Origin of the sequence: Nocardiopsis sp. NPDC057823 (genome assembly GCF_042797335.1) — a bacterium.
GTDB classification, from domain to species: Bacteria; Actinomycetota; Actinomycetes; order Streptosporangiales; family Streptosporangiaceae; genus Nocardiopsis; species Nocardiopsis changdeensis.
The window spans coordinates 86,726-103,829 of record NZ_JBHVLR010000005.1 but is presented as its reverse complement, the minus strand read 5'-3'; the positions used below and the strand labels follow the sequence as shown (position 1 = coordinate 103,829).

The window sequence follows — 17,104 nt, the reverse complement described above, 5'->3', positions numbered from 1 at the left end:
ACCGACGCTTCCGGCCCTGGCCCCGGCCGGAGGAACGACCGCTCGACGAGTACAAGGACTGAGGACACGGTGTCCAGCGAAGACCCCCGCGAGCAGGATTCCGGAGCAGGAACGCACGGGCCCGCCACGGCAGGCCGGCAGCGCCGCGCCATGGTGATGCCCGAGGACGTCCTGGACGCCTACGAGCGCGAGGAGCCGGCGACCGAGCCCGAGACCGGGCTCACCACCCGCCGCGACCCGAGCGACATCGGCGACCTGGGCACCGCCGACCGCGCCGGCATGGAGGACGGCGACGAGATCGGCGGCTCCTCCCACACCGCCCCGGGCAACCTCGCCAAGTCCAGCGCGATCATGGCGCTGGGCACCGTGTTCTCCCGCGTCACCGGCTTCGTCCGCACGATCGTGCTGGCGGCGGCGATCGGCACCCAGATGCTGGGCGACGCCTACCAGGTGGCGGGCATGGTCCCGTACATGGTCTACGACCTGCTCATCGGCGGTCTGCTGGCCAGTGTGTTCGTGCCGTTCCTGGTCAAGCGGCGCAGGCTGGACTCCGACGGCGGCGACAGGACCGAGCAGCGGCTCGTCACGCTGATGCTGTCGGCGCTGCTGGTGATCACCGCACTCTCGATGCTGCTGTCGGAGTGGTTCATCCGCATCTACGCGGGCGAGTTCACCGGCGCGCAGTTCGAGGTGTCGGTGGTCCTGGCGCGCTACCTGACCACCCAGATCTTCTTCATCGGGGCCAGCGGCCTGGCCAGCGCGATGCTGAACGCGCGCGGGAGGTTCGGGGCGCCGATGTGGGCGCCGGTGCTGAACAACCTGGTGATCATCGGCATCGGCCTGTGGTTCCTGAACATCGCCGGGACCGGGCGCACCCCCGACACGGTGACCTCCGGCGAGCTGATGCTGCTGGGACTGGGCACCGCCGCCGGGCAGATCGTCCAGGCCCTGGTGCTGGTGTGGGCGCTGGCCGCGGCGGGCTTCCGCTGGCGGCCCCGGCTGGACCTGCGGGGCGCCGGGCTGGGCGAGGCGGCCCAGGCGGCCTCGTGGATGATGCTCTACATCGTGGTGGCCCAGCTGGGCGCCCTCGTCTCCACCAACGTCGCCTCCCGCGCCGGCACGCGCGCGGCCGAGCTGGGCTTCGAGTCGGGCTCGGGCATCGCGGCCTACAAGTTCGCGTCGATGCTCTTCCAGCTCCCGTACGCGATCATCGCGGTCTCGGTGATCACCGCGCTGCTGCCGCGCATGAGCGAGCACGTGGCGGCCGGGCGCAAGGACCAGGTGCGCAGCGACTTCTCGCGGGGCTTCCGGCTCTCGTCGGTGCTGATCGTGCCGATCTCGGTGGCGATGATCGTGTTCGCGATCCCGTTCTGCGTGATGATCTACGCGCAGGGCAGCACGAGCCCCGAGGACGCCGCCGCCATCGGCCGCATCCTCATGGTGTTCTGCGTGATGCTGATCCCGTTCACGCTGTTCCAGCTCCAGATGCGCGTGTTCTACGCGCTCGGCGACACCCGCACCCCGGCGCTGGTCGCCATCCCGTCGGAGGCCGCGCACGCCGTCACGGCGATCGCGCTGCTGTTCGTGGTGCCGCCCCAGCACGTCGTGGTGTGGCTCCCGGTCCCCTACGGGCTGTACTACGTCGTGGGTTCGGTCATCATGTGGTACATGCTGCACAAGCGGCTGAACGGCCTGGACGGGCGGCACACCGCGGCCACCCTGTTCAAGCTGCACCTGGCGACGCTGCCGGCGGCCGTGTTCGGCCTCGCGATGATCCACGTGTTCCGCGGACTGCCGGGCGAGTTCTGGCCCGGATTCGCGGCGATGGTCGTCGGAGGGGTCGTGGGTGGCGTACTGTTCGTGATCAGCGCCAAGTTCCTCAATGTGACCGAAGTCACATCCTTCCTCGAATTGCTCAGAACCCGACTGCGACGTCGCTGATCACCATGAATGGACGAGTTGGGCGGTCCCGAACCGCTACGTCCCGGAAGGTGAACGGATACCCGATGTCCTCCGAAGATGCTGTTCAGGCGTCCTAGCATGGACAGGCACCGCTTGACCGCCACCACATTGTTCATCCGAGCTGCCCGAAGGGAGGCTGGGGACAGCAGCAGAGCCCGAACCCCCTGCGCACACCCCGCGACGCACCGGTCCGCCCAGGACCGCGCCGCCGCGGCCCGTGCGGGGCGACGGCACTGGCACCCGTCACTCCCATCATGAGCACCTTCCTGATCGAGCCCGGGGCGAAGCTGGCCAACCGGTACCGCCTTGACCAGGTGGTGAGCGAGACCGGCGGGGCGACCCGCTGGAAGGCCACCGACGAGACCCTCGCACGGCCCGTCGCCGTGTGGACCTTCGCCGAGGGGTTCCCCCGCACATCCGATGTGGTCCGCGCGGCCCGCGCCACCAGCCGTATCCCCGACGCGCGCGTCACCCAGGTCTTCGACGCCGACGACACCACCCCCGTGCCCTACGTGGTCGAGGAGTGGGTGGTCGGCCACTCGCTGGCCGACCTGCTGGCCCAGGGCCCCCTGGAGCCCGAGCGCGCCGCGGGCCTGGTCGCCGAGGCGGCCGAGGCCATCGCCGCCGCGCACAACGGCGGCCTGTACCACCTGTGCCTCACCCCGAGCAAGCTCATGTGGAGCAGCGGCGGAGCGGTCAAGGTCACCGGTATCGGCGTGGACGCCGCCCTGCTGGGCGTCAACGTCGCCGACCCGGGCGCCGCCGACGCCCAGGGCCTGGGCAACCTGCTGTACGCGGCCCTCACCGGCACCTGGCCGAGCGGCCCGCAGAGCGGCCTGCCCCCGGCCCCGCAGGGCCCCGCCGGGCCCTACCCCGCCGACCAGATCCGCCAGGGCGTCGGCGAGCCCCTGGCCTCCATCACCACCCGCGCCGCCCTGCCCCACCTGGTGGGCCAGGTCGTGCCCGGCCCGGTGATCGGCTCGCCGGGCGAGTTCTGCGCCGCCATGGCCGACGTGCCGCGGCTCATCCCGCTGCCCGTCGCCCCGGCCGAGACCACCCCGCCGCCCGAGCCCGGGACCTCCCGGCGCACCGGCGAGTTCGGGTCCACCGGCCCGCGCCGCTCCTCCCGCAACACGAACGGCGGCAGCGGCGGCGGGACCGGCCCGCGCACCTCCGCCCGCGGCGAGCGGCCGCCCTCGCGGATGGACCGCCGGGCCGCCGAGCGCAGGACCTCACCGCAGCGCATCCTCGTCGGCGTGCTGGCCGTGGTGCTCTTCGCCGCGGTGGTCACCGGGGCCTGGATCTTCGGTGCGTCGATGCGCGCCGACGAGGCGGACCCCGGCACCGCCGGCGGCGGTGGGGAGCCGGACGGCGGCGCGGAGGTCGTCGAGACCGAGGTCCTGCCGATCCAGTCCGCCCAGGGGTACGACCCCCTGCCCGACGGCGACGGCGACGAGCACTCCGACCACGCCTCACGGGCCCACAACGGCGACACCGGCGGGGACCCGTGGAACACCGAGGGCTACAACGACCCCATGGGCACGACCAAGGAGGGCGTGGGGCTCCTGGTCGACCTGGGCTCCGCCCGCGAGGTCCACTCCCTGGAGCTGTACGTGCCCGAGGCCCAGTACGGCATCGAGGTGCGGATCGGCGACAGCCCGGCCTCGCACCCCAGCGAGATGTCCGCCGTGGACGCCGCCCTGCCCGTCGCCTGGCAGGGCTCCGCGAGCGGCCACCAGACCATCGAACTGGACGAGCCCACCACCGGCAGGTACGTCCTCGTCTGGTTCACCGATCTGCCCACCGACGGCGGCAAGTACCGTGGGAGCATCTACGAGGTAGAGGTACACGGTGTCTAGTTGCGGGGATATGTGATCGGCACTGATGGACGCGGTCCAAGAGCTTCCTGACCGGGAACTGCTCACCAGGCACACCCAGGGGGACGATCAGGCGTTCGCGGTGCTCGTGCGCCGCCACCGCGATCGCCTCTGGGCCGTCGCCGTGCGCATGATGGGCGACCCCGAGGAGGCCTCCGACGCCCTCCAGGACGCGTTCCTGTCCGCGTTCCGCTCCGCCGACCGCTTCCGCGGCGAGTCCCAGGTCACCACCTGGCTGCACCGCATCGTCGTCAACGCCTGCCACGACCGGCTGCGCCGGCGCAAGGTCCGCCCGGCCACCCCCACCGAGGTCGACACCCTCGACGTGCTCTCCAACGAGCGGCTGGGCCGCACCGGCGGCGCCCCCGACCACGCCTCCCAGACCGAGTCGCGGCTGGACGTCCACGCGGCCCTGGACACCCTCCCCCTGGACCAGCGCATGGCCCTCACCCTGGTCGACATGCTCGGCTACCGGGTGGAGGAGGCCGCGCAGATCCTCGACGTCGCCACCGGGACGGTCAAGAGCCGGTGTGCGCGAGGTCGCGCCAAACTTCTTCCGTCTCTCGCCCACCTGAGGAACCCTCGTCCCCCCCGAGACGTCACAACTGGGAGAGGAGGTGCCGACCCATCGTGACGTCCCACCCTGACGTGGAGGCACTCGCCTTCTTCGCCGAGGAGCTGTTGGAGCCCGACGAGGAGCGCACCGTTGCCCACCACCTAGAGACCTGCGCGACCTGCGCGGCGACCCTGGACGAGCTCACCGCCGTCGGCGGCGCGCTCGCCGACGTGCCGCCGGTCCCGCCCATGCCGCAGGACGTCGCCGCCCTCCTCGACCGGCGCATCGACGAGGCGGTGCGCGAGCGCGCCGCCCGGCCCGCGGCGCTCTCCGGCACCTCCGGCGACGCCGGCACCGGCCCCGCGGACGCGGCGGCCCCCGTGGTCCCCATCACGCGTGCGCGCGGCGGCTCCCGGCGCGGGTTCAACGGCATGAACCTGCCCCGGCTCATGATGGTGGCCGCCGCTGGCGCCGTCGTCCTGGGCGGCGGCGGGGCCGTGCTCAACACGGTGCTCTCCTCACAGCAGGACGCGAGCGGCGGTGCCGCCGCCCAGCAGCCGATGATGCAGGACGAGGGCGCCGAGTTCGAGCCTGAGGCCGTGCAGCCGTACAAGCCCGGGATCGTGGCCACCGGGACCGAGTACACCGCCGACGGGCTGGCCGGGCAGGCCGCCGAGGTGCTCTCGGGGTCCCAGGCCCCGCCGGCCACCGCCGAGGAGGGCTCCACGGTCGCCGCGGAGGAGTGCGCGACGGTGTTCTCCGAGCGGACGGGCGTCCGGATCACCCTGGTGGACGAGGCCGTGTTCGACGGCGACCCCGCCATGGTGCTGTTCGCCCCCTCCGAGGACGACACCACCGAGGTGTACGTGGTCGACCCGGCGGACTGCGGCGGGGTCCTCGCCCAGGAGACCGTCGACACCCCCTGAGGATGTCGCCGAAGCGCCGTGCCGACATGTCGGCGAAGGCCCTTTCGCGGCATACCCCACCCCGGTAACCGGGGCGGATGTCCCCTTGGGAATCAGGTGCGCCTACCATCGGTTGTGCTATACCGACTCTCCCCCGAGGTCACCATCCCGTGGCGGGGGCATCTGATCGTGTGAAGGGCCTACGAGCGTGAGTGACGTCCGCAATGTCATCATCATCGGTTCCGGACCGGCGGGGTACACCGCCGCCGTCTACGCGGCCCGCGCCGAGCTGAAGCCCCTGGTGTTCGAGGGCTCCATCACCGCCGGCGGCGCCCTCATGAACACCACCGACGTCGAGAACTTCCCCGGTTTCCCCGACGGCATCATGGGCCCGGACCTGATGGACAACCTGCGCAAGCAGGCCGAGCGGTTCGGCGCCGAGCTGGTGCCCGAGGACGTCACCTCCGTGGACCTGACCAAGCCCGTCAAGGAGGTCACCGCCGGCGGCGAGACCTTCCTTGCGCACACGGTCATCCTCGCCACCGGCTCCGGCTACCGCGAGCTCGGCGTCCCGGGCGAGAAGGAGCTGTCCGGCCGCGGCACCTCCTGGTGCGCCACCTGCGACGGCTTCTTCTTCCGCGACCAGGACATCGCGGTCATCGGCGGCGGCGACACCGCCATGGAGGAGGCCCTCTTCCTCACCCGCTTCGCCAAGTCCGTCACCGTGGTCCACCGCAGGGACGAGCTGCGCGCCAGCCGCATCATGGCCGAGCGCGCCTTCGCCAACGAGAAGATCTCGTTCGTGTGGGACACCGAGGTGGTCGAGGTCCTGGGCGAGGACCGGGTGAGCGGCCTCAAGGTCCGCAACAACAAGACCGGCGAGGAGAGCACCCTCGACGTCACCGGCGTGTTCGTCGCCATCGGCCACGACCCGCGGGTCGACCTGATCCGCGGCCAGGTCGACCTCGACGAGGAGGGCTACGTCCAGGTGGACTCCCCCTCGACCCGGACCAACCTGGAGGGCGTGTTCGCCGCGGGCGACGTCGTCGACCACAGCTACCGCCAGGCCATCACCGCAGCCGGAACCGGCTGCGCCGCCGCCCTGGACGCCGAGCGCTTCCTCGCCGAGCGCGGCAACTAACGGCGGCCAGCGGCCACCCGGGGCCGACCGCCCGAGACGGTCGGCCCGCAGTACCCGTCCGAACAAGGAGAACCATGTCCGCCGTCAAGAACGTCACCGACGACACCTTCGAGGCCGAGGTCCTCAAGAGCGAGCAGCCCGTCCTGGTGGACTTCTGGGCCGACTGGTGCGGCCCCTGCAAGCAGATGGCCCCGGTCCTGGACAAGTTCGCCGCGGAGCACGGCGAGAAGATCACGGTCGCCAAGATCAACACCGACCAGAACCCCGAGACCCCGCGGGCCTACGACGTGCTGGCCCTGCCGACCTTCAAGGTGTTCAAGGGCGGCGAGGTCGTCAAGGAGATCCGCGGCGCGCTCCCCAAGCGCAAGCTGGAGGAGCAGCTGGCCGAGTTCCTGTAACCCGGACGCACGGCCGCCGACGGCAGCGAGCACGGAAGGCCCCCAGATCACCTCTGGGGGCCTTCCGCCGTCTCAGGGGAGTCCGCTGTGGCCCCTCCCCCGCCGGGCCGCCCAGGAGCACCTGGGCGGCCCGCGATGTTCCACGTGAAACATCCGGTCCGCGGGAGCACCGGAGCACGGCGTCCCGCACGGAGCACCCCGGAGCGTGTCCGGTGGGTGCCTTCGCGCGGCCCGGCGCTCGCGCCGGGTACCGCGGCCCGGGAGGACCCGCCGGACACTCCCTAGGCGCGGGTCGCGCCCATCTGCGCGATGATGCGCTCCAGGTCCTCGACCGATGCGAACTCCACCACGATCTTGCCCTTGCGCTTGCCCACGTCCACCTTGACCGTCGTGTCCAGCCGGTCGGCCAGCGCGGTCGCCCACTCCTCGACGTGCGGCGGGGTGACCGCCTTGAGCGAGGCGCGGCGGGCCTTCGCCGCCTTCTCGACGTCGTGGCCGTTCTTCCGCAGCGCGACGATCTCCTCCAGGGAGCGGACCGAAAGGCCCTCCTGGACGACGCGCTCGGCGAAGCGCTCCATCTCCTCCGGCCCCTCCAGGCCCAGCAGCGCGCGGGCGTGCCCGGCGCTGATCACCCCGGAGGCCACCTTGGCGTGGAGCGTCGCGGGCAGCTGGAGCAGACGCAGCGTGTTGGTGACGTGCGCCCGCGACTTGCCCACCCGCTGGGCCAGCTCCTCCTGGGTGGTGTCGAAGTCCTCCAGCATCTGCCGGTAGGCCGCCGCCTCCTCCAGGGGGTTCAGCTGCTGCCGCTGGAGGTTCTCCAGCAGTGCCTCGCGCAGCAGCTCCTCGTCCTTGGTCTTGCGGACCAGGGCCGGGATGACCTTCCGCTCCGCCAGCCCGCTGGCCCGGAAGCGGCGCTCCCCCATGATCAGCTCGTAGGGGTGGGACTCCCCCGGCGGCAGCTCGCGCACCACCACCGGCTGCAGCACGCCCACCTCGACGATGGAGTCGCGCAGCTCCTCCAGCGCCTCGTCGTCGAAGTGCTTGCGCGGCTGCTTGGGGTTGGGCCGGATGTCGGTGAGCGCGATCTCCTTCAGGTACGTGCCGTCCGGAATGGCCACCGGCACCACGGGGGCGGACCCACCGTTCACCGATTCGGGAACGCTCTCGGACACCGTGGGAGCCGCCGGCGGCCCCGACGGGATGAGCGCCCCCAATCCCTTGCCCAGTCCGCGCGGTCGCTGACTCACCGGTACTTCCCTCCACACTTCTCGGTTCACGCCCGGCGGGGGCCGGGTCCAGGTTCGCGGTTAGCGCTTCGCCCGGTGGGCGATCTCCCGGGCCGCGTCCAGGTAGGCGACGGCACCGCTCGACGACGGGTCGTACGTCATCACCGACTGGCCGTAGCTCGGCGCCTCGGAGACGCGGACGCTCCGCGGGATGACGGTGTCCAGGACGGTGTCCTGGAAGTGCGAGCGCACCTCGTCGGCCACCTGCTGGGAGAGGCGGGTGCGGCCGTCGTACATCGTCAGCAGGATGGTGCTGACCGCCAGGCCGGGGTTGAGGTGCGACTTCACCAGGTCCACGTTCCGGAGCAGCTGGCCCAGGCCCTCCAGGGCGTAGTACTCGCACTGGATGGGGATCATGACCTCGTCGCAGGCCACCATCGCGTTGACCGTGAGCAGGCCGAGCGAGGGCGGGCAGTCGATGAGGATGTAGTCGAGGTCCGAGGTGTCGTACGCCGCGAACGCGCGCTTGAGGCGCGCCTCGCGGGCCACAAGGGAGACGAGCTCGATCTCCGCGCCCGCCAGGTCGATGGTGGCCGGGGCGCACAGCAGGCCGGGGATGTCCGGGACCGGCTGGGCCAGCTTGCGGATCTCCTCGTCCTCGACCAGGCAGTGGTAGATCGAGCGGGTCTGGTTGTCGCGCTCCATGCTCAGGGCGGTGGAGGCGTTGCCCTGCGGGTCGAGGTCGACGACCAGGACGCGCTGTCCGTGCATCGCCAGGGCCGCGGCGATGTTGACCGTCGTGGTGGTCTTGCCGACGCCGCCCTTCTGGTTGGCGACGCTGATCACCCGGCAGGATGCCGGGCGGGGCCAGATCTCATCCTGCCCCCGCGAGGCCATGGCGGCCTGGGCGGCACGGGCGAGGGGGGTCGTGTGGGTCTCCGACGTTTCACGTGAAACATCGAGCAGGTCGCCGTAGAGGGATGTTTCACGTGAAACATCGGGGTCATTGTGGGGCACGAATGAGTTCACCTCTTCCGTCCGCGCTTCTTCTTGCCGCCCCGCGTCTTCGACGGGGGCGAACCACCGTCGGATGTCACCGTGACGCGAACGACCGTGGTAGCGGGATCGACTTTACCCCGGCCCACCCGGATCACATCGCTAACACTGGGCCGCAGTTTTGAAACGTCTTGTTCGGCGGCGGCCAGCTCGGCCTCCGCCTGCTCGCCCTTGAGCGCCAGCAGGCTGCCGCCCTTGCGCAGCAGCGGCAGCGACCAGCCGGCCAGCCGCGGCAGCGGGGCGACCGCCCGCGCGGTGACGAAGTCGGTGAGGAGCTCGCCGTGCGCCTCCTCCGCCCTCCCCCGCCGCACCTCGACGTTGGGCAGGTCCAGGATCTCCACGGCCTCGTTCAGGAAGACCGTCCGGCGCAGCAGCGGCTCCAGCAGGGTCATGCGGATGTCCGGCCGGACCAGGGCCAGCACCAGGCCGGGCAGGCCCGCGCCGGAACCGATGTCCACGACCTCCGCCCCCTCGGGGAGGAGCTCCTCGACCACCGCGCAGTTGATGACGTGCCGCTCCCACAGGCGGGGCACCTCGCGCGGGCCGATCAGTCCGCGCCGCACACCGTCGTCGGCGAGCAGCTCGGCATAACGGCGGGCCTTCGGCAGGGCGTCGCCGAAGATCTCCGCCGCCCCGGCCGGGGGTTCCGGCAACACGGCACCGGACTCCTCAGCGCCCGCGGTCATCGGTCACCACCGCCCATCTTTCATCGTCCATCGTCATCGCCACTTCCAAGAGACCGCAAGAGACCGCAAGAGGTCGTAGCCGCACCCGACGGATGCAGACAGCGGAGGGAAAGACCCCCACCGATCCTACGCGTCCACCGCCCCGGAGTTTCACGTGAAACATGGCGGCGCCGCCGTTTCACGTGAAACCTCGCGTCCCGCCGGAGGCGTGGACGTCGGGCGCCTCGCCGAGGGATCGACCGTTTCACGTGAAACACCGAATCCCCAAGGGGACTTGTCGACACCTCGACCCATGGATGACCCCCGCCCTCGGTCTCTGCTTCTTCCTCCGGAGCACCCGCCCCGGGGGTCCGGGACGCGGGGGCCGCCCGCTTTCTCCCCTGGCGCCGGAGGACACGGCTCTCCCGTCGGCGGTGACGGGACCCCGTGCGCGCACACCCCCGCCGCCCACCGCGTTGGAGTCGAGGGGGACGCTTGGACACGCGCCCTCATGGGAGCACCCCTCCCCCGAATCGCGGACACTCTGCGGCGGGCGGCCGCGGCCGGGCAGGGACCGCGGGGAGCCCCCTGTCTCACAGCAGGCTCCCCCGCCGCGGGTGTGCGCGGCAGGAAGCACAAGCCCGCGGGTGCCGAGCGCCGGTGCCGTAGGGGCTCTCCTCCGGGCCGGGGGTCCGGGGGCGGGGACTTGTCGACATGCGGGTTAGGGGATTCGTGGTTTCACGTGAAACACGGGCATGCGAAAGGGGCGGTGTTTCACGTGAAACACCGCCCCTGCTTCGGCTCGCGCGGTCTACGGGACCGGGTGGACCACCACGTAGCGGTTGGGCTCCTCGCCCTCGGACTCGCTGCGCAGGCCCGCGGCCGCGACCGCGTCGTGGACGACCTTGCGCTCGAACGGGGTCATCGGCTCCAGCTCGTACGCGTCGCCGGTCTCCTTGACCTTCTGCGCGGCGTCGGCGCCGACCTGGAAGAGCTCCTTGCGGCGCCCCTCCCGGTACCCGCCGATGTCCAGCATCAGGCGACTGCGCTCACCGGTCGCCCGGTGCACCGCCAGCCGGGTCAGCTCCTGGAGGGCCTCCAGGACCTCGCCGTCCTCGCCGATCAGCTCGTCGAGGGTGGCCCCGACCACGGAGACCATCGCACGGTCGCCCTCGACGTCCATGTCGATGTCGCCGTCGAAGTCCGCGATGTCGAGAAGTCCCTCGATGTAGTCCGCGGCGATGTCGCCCTCGTTCTCCAGGGCCTCGATGTCGATAGGCGCCTCAGCCACCGCTACTCCACCGCTTCCTTCCTGGCTCGCTGTCACGGCGTTCCCGTCTCCTGTTCCCGCGTTCGGTACGCAGCTCGCTAGCGGGGCCCGCCACCGGTGCGCTTGGAGCGAGACTGCTTCTTGGGCTGCTTGCGTTCGATCTTAGGCTGTTCCACGGGCTGCGGCGCGGATTCGGGCTGCTTCTTCTTGCGCCCCAGCATCCCCTTGGCCGAACCGTTCGTGTTGCCGGCCTTGGCGTCCACGACCTCCCCCGGCGCGGGCTGGTTGCGGTACAGGAAGTGCTGCTGCACCATCGTCCACACGTTGGAGGTGACCCAGTAGATCAGCACGCCCACGGGCATCATGAGGCCGAAGAGCCCGAAGAGGGGCGCCATGTACATCATGATCTTCTGGGTCTGCATCATCGGGTTGTCGGGCATCTGCGCGACGCTGCGCTTCATGCTCTGGCGCATGGTGAGGAACGTCGTGGTGCCCATGACGACACAGGAGATCGCGATGACGACCTTCGCCATGATGGCGTTGGTGGCCCCCAGGGCCAGCAGCTCCTCCGAGGAGCTGTTGAAGTGGGCGGCGATGGGGGTCCCGAAGACCAGGGCCTGGCGGGCGCTCTCCACCAGCTCTTCGGTGAAGTTGTAGCGGACGTTGCCCTCGGCCACGCTGCGGAGCACGTTGAACAGGGCGAAGAAGACCGGCATCTGCAGCAGCAGGGGCAGACAGCCCATGAGCGGGTTGGTGCCGCTCTCCCGGTACAGCTCCATCGACTCCCGCTGGAGCCGCTCCTTGTCGTGCTTGTAGCGCTCCTGGAGCTTGCGCAGCTTGGGCTGGATCTCCTGCATCTTGCGCTGCGTGTTCATCTGCTTGACGAACAGCGGCACCATCAGCAGGCGCATCAGCATGGTGAGCAGCACGATGGACAGGCCCCACGCCCACCCGCTGTCGGGGTTCAGGCCGATCAGGCCCAGACCCGCGTGGATCTGGACCAGAATCCAGCCGACGATGTTGTAAAGCCAGTCCAGCACCGGCCAACTCCTATGTGCTTCGGTTCAGCTACTGGTCCCCGGGAGCGTGGCCGGTGGACCCGGCGCCGCCCGCAGACTCCTCGGACTCCTGGACCCGTCCCCGCGGTGGGGGGACCGGGTCGTAGCCACCCCTGGTGAAGGGGTGGCAGCGGGCGATGCGCCGGATGCCCAGCCACAGCCCGTACAAGGCACCGTGCGTGCGCAGGGCCTCGACGGCGTACGCGCTGCACGAAGGGTAGAAGCGGCAGACGGGCGGCAGGAGCGGACTGATGAAGCGCTGGTATCCCCGGATGGGGAGGATCAGCGCACGCGCGAACACCGTCGGTTCGTGCTGGGTCATCGGTCCGTCCACCGTTCTCCGCCCTCTGTGGCCGGGCGGCCGCCTTCCGTGTCGCTCTTCGCCGGTTCCGGCGCCGAGGGGCCACCGCGTCCTCGTCGACGGCGCGCCGACCCCTTGGGCCGGGGCCGCATCGCCGAGGCGATGGCGCCGTCCAGCTGCGCGCCCAGGTCCTCGTACCGCGCGGTGGCGGCGGAGGGTTTGGCACGCACTACCAGCAGGCTACCGTTTGGCAGTTCGGACAGCCGTGGCCGCATCAGGTGCCGCAGCCGTCGCTGGACGCGCTTGCGCACCACGGCCCCGCCGACCGCCTTGCTCACGATGAATCCCACGCGCGGGGGTTCCCCTACCGGCAACGCCTCCGGTCCGGCGGTGGTTCCCCCGGCCCTCGGCGGTGGGAGGTAGACCACGGCGAGGTCGTCGCGGGACGAACGGCGTCCGGAGCGCATGGCGGAGCCGAACTCGGTGCTGTGGCGCATCCGGTTCTCCGGCGACAACATCGGTGCCTCCCATGACAAAGGGACCGGCCGGCGCAAGGCCGGACGGTCCCGAAGAACGTGGGGCTGTGCGTGGCCTAGTGGCTCACGGTCAGCGCGGCGCGTCCCTTGCGGCGACGCGAGGCGATGATGGCGCGACCGGCGCGCGTACGCATGCGCAGCCGGAAGCCGTGGACCTTCGCGCGACGCCGGTTGTTCGGCTGAAACGTACGCTTGCTCACTACTGGCTCCAGGGGCGTGTCAGGAAAGTACTACGACAGGACCCCCAGGATATGCGGGGCCGCAGAGTGCCATGGCCGCGTGCACGCCGTCACCTGGACAGGCGTGGGCAGAATCGTCGGCATAAGCATAAAGAAGATACGACCCGGTCCGGGCGCGGTCAAATCAGGCGGGGTCGCGGGGGGTGTGTCCTCGCTCTCGCCCCCTCGCGGAGGGCCCGGGGGGCGGGGGGACAAGTCGACAGGGAGACCTGTGGACAGATCGTCGTCCACAGGCGTGTGAGACTTCCACAACCCCCCACCCCTGTGGATAACCTCAGCCTGTGGATAACTCTCCCCACGACCGGCGCCACCACCCCGGCGCCCTGGACGGCATCGCCTTGCACACGGCCTGACCTGCATATTGTGGATAACTCTGCGAGGAGCCCACAGATCTGCCATCCTGTGGATAACCCTGTGGACAACCTGTGGACAACCGGCGCGGGCTGTGGATACCGGGAGGCGGCCGACACCCCGCCGACCGGCGGGCCCCGAAGTTTTCCACAGGCCCGTGCCGACCTTCACACCGGACATTCCGCCCACCCTGCCCCGGCAGTACCACGGGGGGAGGACAATGGAGAGCCGCCCTGCGCCGCCTCCGAGCCGGCGCGGGCACCCGCGTACGCCCCCGTCCCCTCCTCCACCCGCACGAACAGACCCGTACCGAAGGGACAGCAACATGGCAGGTCGCCTTGGCTGACGCACAGGTCAACCTCGCAGCTGTCTGGTCCAGCGTGCTGGACGGGATCGACAACGACTCCCTGCCCGCGCACCAGCGCGCCTGGCTGCCCCAGACCCGGCCCCTGGGTCTGATCGAGGACACGGCGCTGATCGCGGCGCCCAACGAGTTCACCAAGAAGGTGCTGGAGAGCCGCCTCTACCCGGCCATCAGCAAGGCGCTCTCCGCCCATCTGGGACGGGACATCCGGGTCGCGGTGACGGTCGACCCCACCGCGGTGCCCACCCCGCCGCCCCCGCCCGCGGCTGCGCACCCCTATCCCCCTTCCCCGCGCGACACCGACGGGGCGCCCGAGACCCGCTCCGAGCCCCCGGCGCAGCACGGCGGCGCCCCCGCCCTGTTCGACCAGGGCTCCGTGCCCGAGCCCCCGCGGGAGCCGCGGGGCGGACACCACCGTCCCACCGCGCCCGAGCGCGCCTACGGCCGGCACGCCGCCCTGCCCCCCGAGGCCGACCTGCTCGGTTCGGGCCCCGACGCCTACTCGCACCCGGGCGCGCCCGGGCACCCCGCCGACACTGCTCCCCCGCGGAACGACTCCTTCACCCAGGAGGAGCTCCAGTACGGCGAGCCGGCCCCCTGGGCCGCCGCGGCCGCTCCGCCCCGGCGGCAGCCGCGGCAGCAGCCCCGGCAGTCCACCACTCCCCCGCTGTGGGAGCAGCCCGTCCACTCCGCCCCCTCCCCGGAGGACTCCTCCTGGGGGCGCTCGGCCTGGCCCGCCGAGGACCAGGGCTGGGAGCGCCCCAACCGCTGGGAGACGCCCGAGCCGCAGGCGCCCGCCGCCCCGGCCGCGGAGGAACCCGAGCCCGGCCCGGACCCCGACCTGCCGCCGCCCCCCGAGGACGACGGCGCCGCCGGCGCGCCCGAGCCGCAGGCCCCCCCGGCACCGGCACCGGCTCCGAAACCGGAGGCCGCGAAACCCGCCCCGGCCGCCCCGCCCGGGCGCTCCCCCGAGGTGCCGCCGGGCGAGCACGCGCGCCTCAACCCCAAGTACACCTTCGACACCTTCGTCATCGGCTCCAGCAACCGGTTCGCCCACGCGGCCTCGGTGGCCGCCGCCGAGGCGCCGGCCAAGGCGTACAACCCGCTGTTCATCCACGGCGGCTCCGGCCTGGGCAAGACCCACCTGCTGCACGCCATCGGGCACTACACGCACCGGCTCTACGAGGGCTCCCGGGTGCGGTACGTCAGCTCGGAGGAGTTCACCAACGAGTTCATCAACTCGATCCGCGACGGCAAGGCCGACGGCTTCCGGCGCCGGTACCGGGACATCGACGTGCTCCTGGTGGACGACATCCAGTTCCTGGAGAACAAGGAGCAGACGCAGGAGGAGTTCTTCCACACCTTCAACACGCTCCACAACTCCGACAAGCAGATCGTCATCTCCAGCGACCGGCCGCCCAAGCAGCTGACCACGCTGGAGGACCGGATGCGCAGCCGGTTCGAGTGGGGCCTGCTCACCGACGTCCAGCCGCCCGAGCTGGAGACCCGCATCGCGATCCTGCGCAAGAAGGCGGTGCAGGAGGGCCTGGCCGCCCCGCCGGAGGTGCTGGAGTTCATAGCCAGCAAGATCTCCACCAACATCCGGGAGCTGGAGGGCGCGCTGATCCGTGTGACCGCGTTCGCCAGCCTGAACCGGCAGTCGGTGGACCTGGACCTCACCAGCCAGGTCCTGCGCGACCTGGTGCCCGGCGCCGACGTCCCCGAGGTGACGGCGGGCGCCATCATGTCCCAGACGGCGGCGTACTTCGGGCTGACGGTGGAGGACCTGTGCGGGACCTCCCGCTCCCGGGTGCTGGTGACGGCCCGGCAGATCGCCATGTACCTGTGCCGGGAGCTGACGGACCTGTCGCTGCCCAAGATCGGCCAGCAGTTCGGCCGCGACCACACCACGGTCATGCACGCCGACCGCAAGGTCCGGGCGCTGATGGCCGAGCGCCGCTCCATCTACAACCAGGTCCACGAGCTGACGAGCCGGATCAAGGACCAGTCCTCGCTGACCTGATCCCGGCCGCGCGCCCCGGGGCGGCATGTCGACACGTCCACAGGGACACGTCGACATGTCGCCCCTCCGCCGTTCTCCCCTCGCCGTGCCCCGCCCCCGGGTCCTCCGCTCCCACAGCCGTGGAGGAAGGAGGAGGAGGAGGTGCGGTCGGGGGCCCGGGGGCCGCCGCCCCGGGTGGGCCGCCCGGTCGACGTGTCGACGTGTCGCTCCGTCCACCCGTCCCCTTCTCGACCCGCCCCCGTGGTGCCCGCCCGCCGGCCGCTCCCCGGGGGTCCGCTCCTCCCCCGCGCCCCTCGGGGGCCGGGACGCGCCCCTTCCTCCACAGACCCGCCCCGTCTGTGCACAACCCGCCCGGATCAGGGCCGAGAACGTTGTCCACAGGAAGTTATCCACAGGCCGCGGCTCTCCACAGACGGTTATCCACAGGCTTATGCCCACCCTCGCCCGGGTTCGGGAGCCTGGCGAGGTGTGCGGCCGAACGTCCCCGTCCCTGCCCGGAGCTGCGGTGTCGTCCCGGTTTCCCGGCCCGGGGAAGGGCTGTTGCCCTGCCCACACCTGCGGGGACGGCCGATCTCGCCAACGAACGATGGCCTCTTTCCTGTGGACAACCCTGTGCACAGCCTTTTTGCCGGGCTTCGCCGGGAATGCGCAGGGGGTCGAAAAAAAATTTTCGCCGAGCCGGGGCGAGTTATCCACAGGGGAGGGCTCAAATCTGTGGACAACCCTGTGGATAACCTGTGGACAACTACGCCGGGGCTGTGGGTAACCCGGGGTCGCCCTGTGGACAGGGATGGGGGTCATCGGGTCACCGGACCACCGGCTGCTGTGGACAACCTGAGGAAAACCTGTGGACGGGCCTGTGGACGGACTGTGGAAAACTTGGGGACGACCCGATTCATCCACAGGACCCCGAAGTTGTGCACAGGGTTCTCCACAAGCCCTGTGGATAAAAATTCCGGTGCTGACCTGGTAAAACGAGGGTTATCCACAGTATCCACAGGCCCTACTACTACTGCGCACCTTCATTAGCCCAAGGGTGGCTTCGAAACGGCAACGCGGAAAATCTGTGGACAACTCGCCGTGACCGCCGAGACGGCCGAGGCGTCAGCGGCAGCGGGTGAATCCGGGTAACGTGGGATCTCGCCCCTGTCCTCCGCCGCCCGGCTCCGAGCGGTG

The 17,104-nt window shown here is 70.9% G+C and carries 15 protein-coding genes; 7 read left to right on the top strand and 8 right to left on the bottom strand.

Annotated elements, in window-relative coordinates; genetic code table 11:
* The first annotated feature begins 150 nt into the window (after nt 1-150).
* From murJ to trxA, 6 genes are all read left to right on the top strand, one after another.
* Nucleotides 151-1,941 carry a murein biosynthesis integral membrane protein MurJ gene (murJ, locus tag ACFVNO_RS11020; protein WP_355261028.1) on the top strand — a complete coding sequence of 597 codons (1,791 nt, stop codon included), beginning with the start codon at nt 151-153 and terminating at the stop codon, nt 1,939-1,941.
* 275 nt (nt 1,942-2,216) lie between these two features.
* Entirely contained in the window at nt 2,217-3,821 is a 1,605-nt protein-coding gene (locus ACFVNO_RS11015) for a protein kinase family protein (protein WP_355260546.1), read from the top strand.
* Nucleotides 3,822-3,846: 25 nt separating this feature from the next.
* A complete protein-coding gene (sigM, locus tag ACFVNO_RS11010; RefSeq protein ID WP_220563988.1) occupies nt 3,847-4,473 on the top strand; it encodes an RNA polymerase sigma factor SigM in 627 nt (208 codons plus the stop codon).
* A complete protein-coding gene (locus tag ACFVNO_RS11005; protein WP_378891559.1) occupies nt 4,470-5,321 on the top strand; it encodes an anti-sigma factor family protein in 852 nt (283 codons plus the stop codon). The genes sigM and ACFVNO_RS11005 overlap by 4 nt, the downstream gene beginning before the upstream one ends.
* 187 nt (nt 5,322-5,508) lie before the next feature.
* Nucleotides 5,509-6,441 carry a thioredoxin-disulfide reductase gene (gene trxB, locus ACFVNO_RS11000; RefSeq protein WP_355260539.1) on the top strand — a complete coding sequence of 311 codons (933 nt, stop codon included), beginning with the start codon at nt 5,509-5,511 and terminating at the stop codon, nt 6,439-6,441.
* 74 nt (nt 6,442-6,515) lie between these two features.
* Entirely contained in the window at nt 6,516-6,839 is a 324-nt protein-coding gene (gene trxA / locus ACFVNO_RS10995) for a thioredoxin (RefSeq protein WP_220563990.1), read from the top strand.
* Between the two features lie 281 nt (nt 6,840-7,120).
* Here the strand turns inward: trxA and ACFVNO_RS10990 are convergent, their stop codons facing one another.
* The 8 genes from ACFVNO_RS10990 to rpmH all read right to left on the bottom strand — a co-directional run bounded on the left by ACFVNO_RS10990 (nt 7,121) and on the right by rpmH (nt 13,151).
* Nucleotides 7,121-8,086, bottom strand: a complete 966-nt coding sequence (locus ACFVNO_RS10990; protein WP_378891554.1) for a ParB/RepB/Spo0J family partition protein — start codon at nt 8,084-8,086, stop codon at nt 7,121-7,123.
* A 60-nt stretch (nt 8,087-8,146) separates the two neighbouring features.
* A complete protein-coding gene (locus ACFVNO_RS10985; RefSeq protein ID WP_355260532.1) occupies nt 8,147-8,962 on the bottom strand; it encodes an AAA family ATPase in 816 nt (271 codons plus the stop codon).
* A 128-nt stretch (nt 8,963-9,090) separates the two neighbouring features.
* The gene (gene rsmG / locus ACFVNO_RS10980) at nt 9,091-9,807 is read right to left on the bottom strand and encodes a 16S rRNA (guanine(527)-N(7))-methyltransferase RsmG (protein ID WP_355260530.1); all 717 of its coding nucleotides are present in this window, start codon (nt 9,805-9,807) and stop codon (nt 9,091-9,093) included.
* A gap of 790 nt (nt 9,808-10,597) precedes the next feature.
* On the bottom strand, nt 10,598-11,077 hold the full coding sequence (locus ACFVNO_RS10975) for a R3H domain-containing nucleic acid-binding protein (protein WP_220563994.1): 480 nt from the start codon (nt 11,075-11,077) through the stop codon (nt 10,598-10,600).
* Nucleotides 11,078-11,154: 77 nt separating this feature from the next.
* Nucleotides 11,155-12,096 (bottom strand): membrane protein insertase YidC, encoded by a 942-nt coding sequence (gene yidC / locus ACFVNO_RS10970; RefSeq protein ID WP_355260527.1) that lies wholly within the window; start codon nt 12,094-12,096, stop codon nt 11,155-11,157.
* A gap of 28 nt (nt 12,097-12,124) precedes the next feature.
* A complete protein-coding gene (gene yidD / locus ACFVNO_RS10965) occupies nt 12,125-12,436 on the bottom strand; it encodes a membrane protein insertion efficiency factor YidD (RefSeq protein ID WP_220563996.1) in 312 nt (103 codons plus the stop codon).
* Complete coding sequence (rnpA, locus tag ACFVNO_RS10960) at nt 12,433-12,933, bottom strand: ribonuclease P protein component (protein ID WP_355260524.1); 501 nt, start codon at nt 12,931-12,933, stop codon at nt 12,433-12,435. The genes yidD and rnpA overlap by 4 nt, the downstream gene beginning before the upstream one ends.
* A gap of 74 nt (nt 12,934-13,007) precedes the next feature.
* Nucleotides 13,008-13,151 carry a 50S ribosomal protein L34 gene (gene rpmH / locus ACFVNO_RS10955; RefSeq protein WP_014909187.1) on the bottom strand — a complete coding sequence of 48 codons (144 nt, stop codon included), beginning with the start codon at nt 13,149-13,151 and terminating at the stop codon, nt 13,008-13,010.
* Nucleotides 13,152-13,615: 464 nt separating this feature from the next.
* Between rpmH and dnaA the strand changes: the two genes are divergently transcribed.
* The gene (dnaA, locus tag ACFVNO_RS10950) at nt 13,616-15,928 is read left to right on the top strand and encodes a chromosomal replication initiator protein DnaA (RefSeq protein ID WP_378891547.1); all 2,313 of its coding nucleotides are present in this window, start codon (nt 13,616-13,618) and stop codon (nt 15,926-15,928) included.
* Nucleotides 15,929-17,104: the final 1,176 nt, after the last annotated feature.